The organism is Streptomyces atriruber, from assembly GCF_001418325.1.
Taxonomy (GTDB): Bacteria; Actinomycetota; Actinomycetes; order Streptomycetales; family Streptomycetaceae; genus Streptomyces; species Streptomyces atriruber.
The window spans coordinates 1-9502 of sequence record NZ_LIPN01000510.1 but is presented as its reverse complement, the minus strand read 5'-3'; the positions used below and the strand labels follow the sequence as shown (position 1 = coordinate 9502).

General features: G+C 72.0%; 8 protein-coding genes and 1 pseudogene. 5 read left to right on the top strand and 4 right to left on the bottom strand.

What is annotated here, in order from left to right; genetic code table 11:
* Positions 1-690: pseudogene (locus AOK03_RS45070) on the bottom strand (hypothetical protein); the annotation flags it as partial.
* Positions 691-750: 60 nt separating this feature from the next.
* Between AOK03_RS45070 and AOK03_RS37290 the strand changes: the two are divergent.
* Positions 751-1944: a hypothetical protein gene (locus AOK03_RS37290; RefSeq protein WP_208609679.1), complete on the top strand. Its 1194-nt coding sequence runs from the start codon at positions 751-753 to the stop codon at positions 1942-1944.
* Between the two features lie 42 nt (positions 1945-1986).
* On the opposite strand, the gene AOK03_RS37285 is transcribed toward AOK03_RS37290, so the two are convergent.
* Positions 1987-3261: an ABC transporter substrate-binding protein gene (locus tag AOK03_RS37285; RefSeq protein ID WP_055569811.1), complete on the bottom strand. Its 1275-nt coding sequence runs from the start codon at positions 3259-3261 to the stop codon at positions 1987-1989.
* A gap of 118 nt (positions 3262-3379) precedes the next feature.
* Here AOK03_RS37285 and AOK03_RS37280 point away from each other — a divergent pair, with 118 nt between their 5' ends.
* Complete coding sequence (locus AOK03_RS37280) at positions 3380-3880, top strand: SCO4402 family protein (RefSeq protein WP_079075207.1); 501 nt, start codon at positions 3380-3382, stop codon at positions 3878-3880.
* Between the two features lie 46 nt (positions 3881-3926).
* On the top strand, positions 3927-4808 hold the full coding sequence (purU, locus tag AOK03_RS37275) for a formyltetrahydrofolate deformylase (RefSeq protein WP_055569809.1): 882 nt from the start codon (positions 3927-3929) through the stop codon (positions 4806-4808).
* A 327-nt stretch (positions 4809-5135) separates the two neighbouring features.
* Here the strand turns inward: purU and AOK03_RS37270 are convergent, their stop codons facing one another.
* On the bottom strand, positions 5136-5597 hold the full coding sequence (locus AOK03_RS37270; protein ID WP_157869183.1) for a hypothetical protein: 462 nt from the start codon (positions 5595-5597) through the stop codon (positions 5136-5138).
* Between the two features lie 322 nt (positions 5598-5919).
* Here AOK03_RS37270 and AOK03_RS37265 point away from each other — a divergent pair, with 322 nt between their 5' ends.
* Both AOK03_RS37265 and AOK03_RS37260 read left to right on the top strand, forming a co-directional pair.
* Positions 5920-6546, top strand: coding sequence for a TetR/AcrR family transcriptional regulator C-terminal domain-containing protein (locus tag AOK03_RS37265; RefSeq protein WP_055569807.1), 627 nt, complete (start codon positions 5920-5922; stop codon positions 6544-6546).
* A gap of 356 nt (positions 6547-6902) precedes the next feature.
* The gene (locus AOK03_RS37260) at positions 6903-7835 is read left to right on the top strand and encodes a S1 family peptidase (protein WP_055569806.1); all 933 of its coding nucleotides are present in this window, start codon (positions 6903-6905) and stop codon (positions 7833-7835) included.
* Between the two features lie 391 nt (positions 7836-8226).
* On the opposite strand, the gene AOK03_RS37255 is transcribed toward AOK03_RS37260, so the two are convergent.
* On the bottom strand, positions 8227-9502 hold a 1276-nt coding region (locus tag AOK03_RS37255), incomplete at its 5' end, for a zf-HC2 domain-containing protein (protein ID WP_055569805.1).

Sequence of the window (9502 nt, the reverse complement as noted above, 5' to 3'; positions counted from 1 at the left end):
CCCGGCGCCGCCGCCTCGCAGCCCGGGTACGGCTACCCGCAGTCCGGCCCCGGCGTCCCGCAGCCCGGAGCCGGTGCCCCGCAGCCCGGCCCCGTCGGCCAGCAGCTCGCTCCCGGCGCCCCGCAGCCCGGATACGGCTTCCCGCAGTCCGGTCCGGGGGCCCAGCCCTCCGGCCAGGGCGTCCCGCAGCCCGGCGCCGCCGCCTCGCAGCCCGGGTACGGCTACCCGCAGTCGGGACCCGGTGTCCCGCAGCCCGGTGCCGGTGCTCCGCAGCCCGGTCCCGGCGGTCAGCAGTTCGGTCAGGGCATACCGCAGCCTGCTCCCGGTGCTCAGCAGCCCGGTCAGGGCGTCCCGCAGCCCGGCCCCGTCGGCCAGCAGCTCGCTCCCGGTGCCCCGCAGCCCGGATACGGCTACCCGCAGTCCGGTCCGGGGGCCCAGCCCTCCGGCCCCGGAGCCCCGCAGCCCGGCGCCGCCCCCCAGCCGGACCCGTACGGTCAGCCCGGCGCTCACCAGGGGCAGCCCCAGCCCTCGTACGGTTCGCATGCCGCCCCGCAGGGGCAGGGCGCGCACGGGGCGCAGCAGGCGCACGGGGGCCACGCCGCCCCGCAGCAGGCGTACGGGACGCAGTCGCAGCCGCAGGGGAGACATGGCGCGCACGCCGCGCCGCAGCCGGGCGAGGGCGCCCAGCACATACCTCCTGCCGGTGCCCACGCCGCCCAGCCGCTGCCCCCCGCGGCGCAGGCGCAGCAGTTGCCGCCCGCCGCCACCGCCTCGCAGAGCATGCCGCTGCCGCCCGTCGCCGCGCCGGGAGCGCCCTCCGACAGCGACGCGACCCAGTACATCCCTCCCGTGCCCGCGAACCCGGGCGGTGACGAGGGAGCCACCCAGTACATCCCTCCCGTGCCCGCGAACCCGGGCGGTGACGAGGGAGCCACGCAGTACATACCTCCGGTGGGACCCGGTGCCCTGCCGCCCGAGGCTCCCGCCGCCGACGCCACGCAGTTCCTGGGTCGTACGCCCGGCGCGACGCCCGCGCCCGCGGCCACGTCCGACAGTGATCCCACGCAGTTCATCGCGCCCGTCCCGGCAGGGCCCGCCGCGCCGCCCGAGCCGGCCGCCGCCCCCTACGGCATACGCCCCGGCGCCCCCGGCGACCGGCAGCCGCCCGCCGAGTTCGACAGCCTCTTCCGCACCGAGCCGGAGTCCGAGAGCCCCGCCTCGACCCAGCAGATGCCCCGTGTCCAGGCGCAGGGCCCGCCGACCGCACCCGCCCCCGAGCCCGCGGGCGGCGGGCACGGCGGGGGCCGCCGCGGCCGCACCGGCTCGAAGGTGCCGCTGATCGCCGCCGTCGGCGTCGGCATCGCCCTGCTCGGCGTCGGCGCGGGCGCGCTCCTCAGCTCCGGCGGCGGTGACGACGACGAGAAGGACGACGGCAAGCCCGTCTCCGCCTCCGCGGAGCCCGACGAGCGGCCCTCGCCGACCGCGGACCCCGTCAAGGACCAGGCCGTCGCCCTGGACAAGCTGCTCGCCGACAGCAACAACAGCCGCGACGCGGTCATCGCCGCCGTACGCAACGTCGGCAAGTGCGAGAACCTCAGCCAGTCGGCGAAGGACCTGCGCGGCGCCGCCAAGCAGCGCAACGAGCTCGTCACCCGGCTCGCCGGTCTGAAGGTCGACAAGCTGCCCGCCAACGACCAGCTGACGGCCTCCCTCAACAAGGCCTGGAAGGCCTCCGCCGCGGCGGACAACCACTACGCCGCGTGGGCGGACCAGGTGGCGGGCAAGAAGGGCTGCAGGAAGGGCCACGCCCGCAACACCCCGCAGGCCGCGGCGGGCAACAAGCAGAGCAACGTGGCGACGACCGCCAAGGAGCAGGCCGCGAACCACTGGAACGCGATCGCCCGGAAGTACGGCCTGACCGAGCGGAACAGGACCCAGCTCTGACGGACCGGTCCGCCCCGGAACGGGCCGAGTGGTCCGTTCCGGTCAGGCCGTCTGCTCCAGGGTCTTCTCGACGTTCACGAAGCCCTCGCGGGCCGGGACGAGCCGCCCGTCGCGCACGGTCTGGAACGTGACGCCCGAGTTGATCAGGCGCGGGAACTCGCTGGCCGCGAGGAGGTCCTCGAAGCGCCAGCTCAGCGGCGGCGTGAGGCCGCCCGTCTCGACCCGCAGGCCGCCGTCGAGGGTGCGGCGCAGGGTGCGGGACGACACCTCGTCGCCGTCGAGCGACTCGACGGCCTGCTTCAGGACGGTGTACGCGATCCACGTCGTCTGCACGCCCGCGTCCGAGGGGTCGACCCGGTTGTCGCCGAACGCCTGCTCGCGGATGACGTCCCGCATCCGGTCCCACCGGGCGTCGCCCGCCGCCGGGTACCAGCCGGTGACGTACGCGCCTTCGTAGGGGCCGTTCGCGCCGCCGGTGCGGTCGATCAAGGACTGGTCGACGCTGCCGAGCACCGAGGAGATGCGGACCGGCGGATAGTCGCTCCTGGTGCGCCGGAACGAGTCGTAGAAGGTGTCCGTGCGCGCCCCGAGCGCGGCCGTCACACAGCCGTTGTCGGCGCCCGCGTCCTTCAGTGCCCGCTCTGCCTGCGGGGTGAGGTCGGTGCCGTCCTCGGGGGCGCGGATGTCGGAGACGGGCTTGTGGTGGCCGTCGGCGAGGCCCTGGTTGAGCAGCTTGGGGAGCTCGTCCCCGGCGAGGGTGTCGGGGCGGACGAGGGAGACCCGGTCGCAGCGGGCGGCGAGCTGTCGGCCGTTGCCCGCGAGGAGGGCCGGTTCGCCGCCGTTCACGGGGTACGAGAGCGGGCTGCTGAACTCGTCGTCGGTGATGCCGTAGCCGCCGATGTAGGGGATGCCGGCGACTTCGAGCGGGCCGAGGAAGGAGCGGCCGTGCTGGCTGTACGCGCCGACGACCGCCACCACGTCGTTGTCGACCGCCTGGCGCGCGCACTCGGCGGCGCCCACCGGGTCGTTGTGGTCGTTGCAGGTGAGGACCTTCAGCTCGCGGCCGCCGAGGCCGCCGTGGGCGTTGACCCAGCGGGCGTACGCCTGCGCCATGGCCGGGACGCCGGGCTTGTTGGTGGCCTTGGTCTTCTCGGGGGCCCAGGTCATGACGGTGATGGGGTCGTCCCTGGAACCCCCCGTGGTTCCAGGGATGACCCCGCAACCGGATATCAGCGACGCACACGCCGCCACGGCGGCCGCCGAGAGCGCTGCGGATCGGGAGGGGCGGGGGAGGAAGGTGCGTCGCCAGCCGGTCATGTCCCTGCACGATTCCGTTGCGCGGCCAACCGTGGAGTGACTCGTACTCAACGGACAGTGACATGAAGGTGAACGGGCGGGGTCCGGTTCGGGTGCGCGGGGTGGGAACGTACGATCCATGACCGTGCAAGGTTCGGAGAAGTCTTCCCGTCGCGGCCGTCGCTCCAGCACCATGGGTGGCATGCCGACCAACGACATGCCGTGGTGGCGCTGGCGCAGCAACGTGCGCTCGGCGCTGCACATGCTCTCCGACCCGGACTTCCAGCGTGAGTGCTGGCTCGCGGGACGCGAGGAGTACGGGGACGTGACCGACGCCGTGTACCGGCTCGTCGAGGACACCTGGCTGGACAACTGGTCCGCGGAGAAATACGTCGGGACGATCTTCCGGGACCCGCAGGAGGCGGCCCTCGTCGACACGGCCGTGCTGAGGGTGCTGCGGATCATGCACGAGGTCGGGCCCGACGCGATGGTCTCCGTCTATCTGGAGCACCCGGGGTGGCCCGAGGCGGTCCATGCGGCGCGCGACGCGCACGTGCGGCTGGCCGCGGGCGACGGGGAGGACCCGGACGTGCCCCCGAAGACGCTCGAGGTGCTGCGGATCATGACCCGGTCCGCCTGACGGGACGATTGCCGTCCGTGGTCTCCGCTGTGGGAACCTTGGCCGCATGAACGAGCAGTCCGCCGCGCCCGCCGCCCCCGCTGAGCAGTACGTCCTCACCCTCTCGTGCCCCGACAAGCAGGGCATCGTGCACGCCGTGTCGAGCTACCTCTTCATGACCGGCTGCAACATCGAGGACAGCCAGCAGTTCGGCGATCACGACACCGGACTGTTCTTCATGCGCGTCCACTTCTCGGCCGAGTCCCCGGTGACCGTCGACAAGCTGCGGGCGAGCTTCGCAGCGATCGGCGACTCCTTCCACATGGACTGGCAGATCAACCGCGCCGAGGACAGGATGCGCGTGGTCCTGCTGGTGTCGAAGTTCGGGCACTGCCTGAACGACCTGCTGTTCCGCTCCCGGATCGGTGCGCTGCCCGTGGAGATCGCCGCGGTGGTCTCCAACCACACGGACTTCGCCGAGCTCGTCGCCTCGTACGACATCCCCTTCCACCACATCCCGGTGACGAAGGAGAACAAGCCGGAGGCCGAGGCCCGTCTGCTCGAGGTCGTGCGCTCGCTGGACGTGGAGCTCGTCGTCCTCGCCCGCTACATGCAGGTCCTCTCGGACGACCTGTGCAAGGAGCTCAGCGGGCGGATCATCAACATCCACCACTCCTTCCTGCCGAGCTTCAAGGGCGCGAAGCCGTACCACCAGGCGCACGCCCGCGGTGTGAAGCTGATCGGCGCGACCGCGCACTATGTGACGGCCGACCTCGACGAGGGCCCGATCATCGAGCAGGAGGTCGAGCGCGTCGGGCACGGCGTGACCCCCGACCAGCTGGTCGCGATCGGCCGTGACGTGGAGTGCCAGGCGCTGGCGCGGGCCGTGAAGTGGCACGCGGAGCGCAGGATCCTGCTGAACGGCCGCCGCACGGTCGTCTTCCCCTGACCTCGTTCTTCATCTACCAAGATCGGCCAGGAGCCAGGAGCCAGGAGCCAGGAGCCAGGAGCCAGGAGCCAGGAGCCAGGAGCCATGAGCCAGGAGCCAGGAGCCAGGAGCCAGGTCCAGCGGTCGGCGGCTTCGGGCGTACGCAGCTTCGGGGACCAGCAGAGGCCGCGGCCGCTCGACGCCGATCCGGCCGCGGTTGAGGGCACCGTGCAGCGCGCGCTCTGGACAGCACGCAGGATCACGCCAAGGCCGTCCCCACGTCCGCCGAACCCCCTCCCTAGCGTTCAAGTTCGGGACGCAATCCGAGGCCGGAGGAGAAGGATCAAGCTAACAGGCGGGTGAAAGGCAGCGGAGGTCGTAATTCGCGTCCGGGCCGCGGGGGTGGTACACGCGGTCCAGCTTGAAGAGACCGCCGGCCTGGGTACCGCCGAGGGGGTCTCCGCCGGGCGGGGGGACGAAGAACGGCATGTAGGCGTATCCCTGGCCTCCTGTGCCGTCGATGGTGTACGTCACGTAGCCGTTGGTGGCGCCGTCGGCGCAGGAAACCAGGATCCACGTCGCCGCCTGCTGGCCGGGCGGGATCTTCTGGGGAGGCCGGATGTTCCAGCAGCCCTTGTCGAGGTGAGCGGCCTTCAGGGTCAGCGAATGGTTGGTGTGGTTGTTGAAGAATGCCTGGAACGTGTGGCCGCCCCGCGGGGCCGGTGGTGAGACCGCCGAGGCCGCGGGAGTCGCGAGGACTCCGCACGCCAGCAGCAATGCCAGGACAGCACCGAACAATCGTCGTCGCATACCACCGTCATACACGCACATTCCGCCGCATGGCCCCCTCTATGCGGAGCTGGTTACCTCAAAAGGGTGACGGCAGCGGGTAATGGGGAGTTCGACGTTTAGGTCGACAACGAGGGCGGACGGCATGCTGACCTGTCCGCTGTTCGGGGCTCAAAGACAGAGAGCAAGCTGAGCTCGATCTGGACGAGGACGGACGCTGCCTTCGGCGGGGCGTCAGCGGTGGTCATAGGTGTCCCTCCCCGATTCATTAAACCTACGACGTAGATTTCACTCGGCGCGTCATGTTCTACGTCGTAGGTTTGGCGAGGGACAGGAGGGTGGCGTGGCGCGACGGGCACGAGGCACCTCGGCCGGGCTGGATCGCGTGAGTATCGCGCTTGCGGCAGTCGGCCTGATCGACCGCGACGGGCTGGATCGGTTCGGGGTGCGGCGGCTGGCCGACGAGCTCGGGGTGGACCCGATGTCGATCTACCACCACGTCAAGGGCAAGGCGGCACTGCTGGACGCGGCCTGCGAGGTGGTCCTGGCTGAAATGCGGATCACCGACGGCGAACCGGAAGGGTGGCAGTCCATCGCCCGCCGCACCGCCCACGCGTATCGGGACATGGCCCACCGTCATCCCCAGGTCTTCCCGCTGCTGGCAGGCCGCGCCCAGACCTCAGCCTCGGCACTGGCCGCACTGGAGCGGCTGGTCGCGGCGATGCGGGACGCGGGCGTGCCTGAACAGGTCGCTGCGGACGCGCCATCGGTGCTCTTCGGATTCCTCAACGGTCATCTGCTGGCGCGCACTGCGGCGGAGGCCCACGGGGCCGCAGCAGTGCCGGACTTCGACGCCGACGCGTATCCGACACTGACCGAACTCGCACCGCGGCTGGCCGACTTCGGTTCAGAGGCGGAGTTCGACCGAATGCTCGGCACCATCCTCGCGGGCATTGCGTCAGGACGCTGACCGTCGGCCCGGACCGCCTGCACGACGGCGACCTGTGTCGGCCGTGCGAACCACGCACCTGGCCACCGCCCCGAGGCCGATCTCGACGCGGCCTCCAGCGACTACGGCAAGCCGTTCCGCGTGGCCGCGCCGAAGGGGGCGGTGCCGGAGCTGGAGATCGCACAGGAGATCGCCGCGGCAGGAGGCGGGCGCTAGCGGCTCGCGCGGGCCGCGTCCAGCGGCCGTACGCCCAGGAAGGCGTGTCACTCGCGTACTTGACCGCACGCGGTCTTGCTCATGGCAGTGGGTTACCCCAAAAATGCGCATGACAAATCCGAAGGACCTTCGGTCACACAGTCATCAGAGGGGACCCCCGCATGAACAAGCCTCTCGTCGGTGCCGTCTTCACCGCGCTGCTCCTCGGCGCGACGGCGATACCCGCGTCCGCCGTGAGCAACGGCGCGCCGGTGTCCGACAAAGGCACGGCCGCAGCGCAACCCGCCGCGGTGACCCAGGTGAAGGCGAAGGTGAAGGCGAAGGCCGTGACCTTCGCGGGCACCGTGGCGCTGAGCAACTGCTCGGGCTCCGTGGTGCGCGTGCCCAGTTCGCAGCCCACGGACAAGGCACTCGTGCTCTCCAACGGCCACTGTCTGGAGACCGGCTTCCCCGGCGCCGGGCAGGTCATCGTCAACCGGGCGTCGAGCCGTAGCTTCACGCTCCTGAACGCCAGCGGCGGCAACCTCGGCACCGTCCGCGCCAGCAAGATCGCGTACGGCACGATGACCGACACCGACGTCTCCGTGTACGAACTGACCAGCACCTACCGCGACATCGAGAGCCGCTACGGCATCAAGGCCCTCGACCTGGACGCCGCGCACCCGCAGGCGGGCCGGGCCATCACGGTCGCCTCCGGCTACTGGAAGCGGATGTACCGGTGCAACACGGACGGCTTCGCATACCGCCTGAAGGAAGGCCAGTGGACCTGGAAGGACTCGCTCCGCTACACCCAGCCCTGCCAGGTCATCGGCGGCACCTCGGGATCGCCGGTGATCGACGACGCCACCGGCAAGGTCGTCGCCGTCAACAACACCATCAATGAGAGCGGCCAGCGCTGCACGGACAACAACCCGTGCGAGGTCGACGAGAACGGCAAGGTCACCGTCCGGCCCAACATCGGCTACGCCCAGCAGACCTACATCATCGTTCCCTGCGTCGGCGCCGGTAACAAGATCGACCTGAACCGCCCCGGCTGCACCCTGCCCAAGCCCGCCGCGGCGGAGAAGCGCCGCTCGCTCGTCGGCACGAAGTAGCAGGTCCGCCCGCCAAGGCCGCCCTGGCGACCGCACATGAGTGAGGACTCCCGGAACCCGAACGGTCCGGGAGTCCTCTTCCGCGCTGTCCGAGGCCCGAACTCCGTGGTCAAGACGGTCTTTGACGGGCCGTCATGCGACCGGTCCCGAGGGGCGCATGCTAGTCGGGTTCGACGTCACGGGCGGCGCCAGCCTGTGACCGCCCGCGCCGGACGTTTGCGAGCGGGGCCCGCTCGGCCGACGAGCCCCTGTGGGCGGGCGATGGCCGGACCACCCGACGCCCACGGCACGGCCTCATCGGACAACCCCAGCACTACTTTGTACTGCCCCCAAACCATCGGATACCAGGCGCTACTGACGAAAACGACCTCTGAGGGCGCGCCGAGGCCCCCTACATCCGGCTGAGCGAGGCCGCCGCGAACAGCACGTCGCGGATCGCCTCGCGGTCGCCGTCCTGGCCCGCGGCCGCCTCCTCCGGCGAGACGTGGCCCGCGGCGAGGCGGCAGAACTCCACGCCGTCCAGTGCCACGTGGGCCACCTCGTGCTCCCGTGAACCGGTCGCCGCGGGGGAGTCGAGCGGGATGAGCCACTCGCCGCCGCCGAGCCCCTCGATCTCCAGGCGCAGGCTGCGGCCCGGCGCGCCCGCCGCGACCAGACGGCGGGGCGGGGCGGCGAGCCCGGAGCGGCGCCGCTCGGCGAGCGTGCCCGGGAGCAGCCGGGCGGCGAGGTCGATCATGCGGTGGAGGTGCCGGGGCGAGGGCGGCTCGTACGGATAGTCGACCGCGTCGGCGATGTCGCCCGCGTGGATCCAGCACTCGAAGGCGCGGTCCACCATCGAGTCCCGCAGCGGCAGCTCGATGGTCCGCCGCTCTCCGGTGCCGCCGGGGACGGCCACCGTGCCGTACGGCACCGGGAGGCGGCCGGAGCCTCCGCCGGAACCGGCACCGGAGGCCCGGGAGGTGCCCCCGGCCGTGAACGACACCGTGCGGATCAGCTCGTGCGTCTGCTCGCGCCAGGGGGTGCGCACCGCGCGCGTGGGCGGGAAGTGCGAGGCGCGCCAGAACGCCTCGGTGCGGTGGGCCGGGTCCTGGGGGACGCGGACGTCCGGGCCGAGCGGGTCGTCGAGGCCGAGGGCGAGCCCGACCATGCCGTCGACCGCGAGGAGGTGGGAGATCACCCCGGCCACGGTGGTCTTCCTGCTGACCGGGCCGTCCTCGTCGAACCAGCGCAGCCGCACCGGCGCGTGCCACTCCGCGTCCCCGATGTCCTGCAGGAGGGCGTCGAGGCGGGCGGTCTCCGCGTCGTACGGAACGGCCCATTCGGGCACCGGGATGCGCGGCGGACGGCGGCCGAGGCAGCTCTCCAGGACGCGGGTGCGCAGACCGGGGTCGAGGTCGAGGCTCTCTTCGGGGTGCAGCAGGCCGACGGCGTCGCGCAGCCGGAGGGCTTCCTCCGCGCACGGGCCGCAGCCGCCGAGGTGCTCCTCGACGGCGGTGGCCTCCTCCGCGGAGCAGGCGGCGAGCGCCCAGGCGCCGAGCAGGGACTTCAGGACGCGGTGCTCCAGGACGAGCGGCGCGGGCGCCGGGGGCGGGGCGGGCAGGGACTGTCGGGTGTCCTCCACGGAGGAGCGCGGCAGCGGTATGCGCGGCGCGGTGCCGTCCGTGGGG